The sequence below is a fragment of the Chryseobacterium sp. VD8 genome (genome assembly GCF_037149975.1).
GTDB classification, from domain to species: domain Bacteria; phylum Bacteroidota; class Bacteroidia; order Flavobacteriales; family Weeksellaceae; genus Chryseobacterium; species Chryseobacterium indicum.
The window spans coordinates 1-917 of the sequence record NZ_JBBCQL010000440.1 but is presented as its reverse complement, the minus strand read 5'-3'; the positions used below and the strand labels follow the sequence as shown (position 1 = coordinate 917).

Here is a 917-nt window from a genome sequence, read left to right as displayed (position 1 = left end):
GCAGTTACAAAATGTTTGGTACTGTCTGTAATGTAAAACTGAAGATTGGAAGCGCTCTGTCCTTTCAGTTCATAAAAATTTCCGTATACCTTTTTTTCAGGATATTCGAAAGATTTTGTGTCGATTGAGCTTGCTTTTATCGTATGTTCATACACCATTTTTTCAGCTTCCTGAATATGAGCTGCAAAATCATTCTGTATCGGGTAATACGTTACAAAAACTTTGGCTTTCATTTTCGGATAGTTCAGATAATACCAGCAAGGCTTTTTTGCATCGGTAATGTTTGCAAAATCTGAATATTCAAATGTATAATTACAGTTGTTTTCGAATTTCTGATATTTCGGTGCGGGATATTCCAGTCGAAGTTCTCCGTAAGGCTTCGGAACCGGATCTTTTCCGCAAGATACCAAAAGTAAGGCTGCAAAAATAAAAATGGCGTTTTTAAACATTTTGCAAAAGTACAAATTAGATTTCAGATTTCGGAAGACAAATTTCGGGATTTCAATGGGTTTTGAGATTGTGATTAAATTTTGCTTTTGAGGCTTTGTTTTTGAATGTGAAGCTTCGCGAAGTTTTTTCTTTTAAAACTAAATGGGATACCCATTTTAATCATGTATTTAATTTTAACGCAAAGTACACGAAGATTTTTCTTTTAAAACTTAATGGATATTTTTAAGTTCGCTAAAGCGTTTCACTTAAATAAGCACACAGAGCGTTTTTTATTACATTCTAATTATTTTTTAAGCTTACCCTTTAATTTGCCTGCAAATTCTTAATCTTTCTTAACTGCTTAACTATTCTTAATGGTTTTTTTTTAAACGCAATAGACGCAAAAGTTTATTTGAAATTATTGAAAACATTTTTCGTTCGCAACGGCATTTCAATCAGCGAATGATAGATATGTGAATGAATCTCCA

General features: G+C 32.2%; 1 protein-coding gene. It reads right to left on the bottom strand.

Annotation, left to right across the window (positions count from 1 at the left end; genetic code table 11):
- A partial coding sequence (gene gldD, locus WFK35_RS22920) for a gliding motility lipoprotein GldD (RefSeq protein ID WP_336734967.1) occupies positions 1-449 on the bottom strand: 449 nt, incomplete at its 3' end.
- Positions 450-917: the final 468 nt, after the last annotated feature.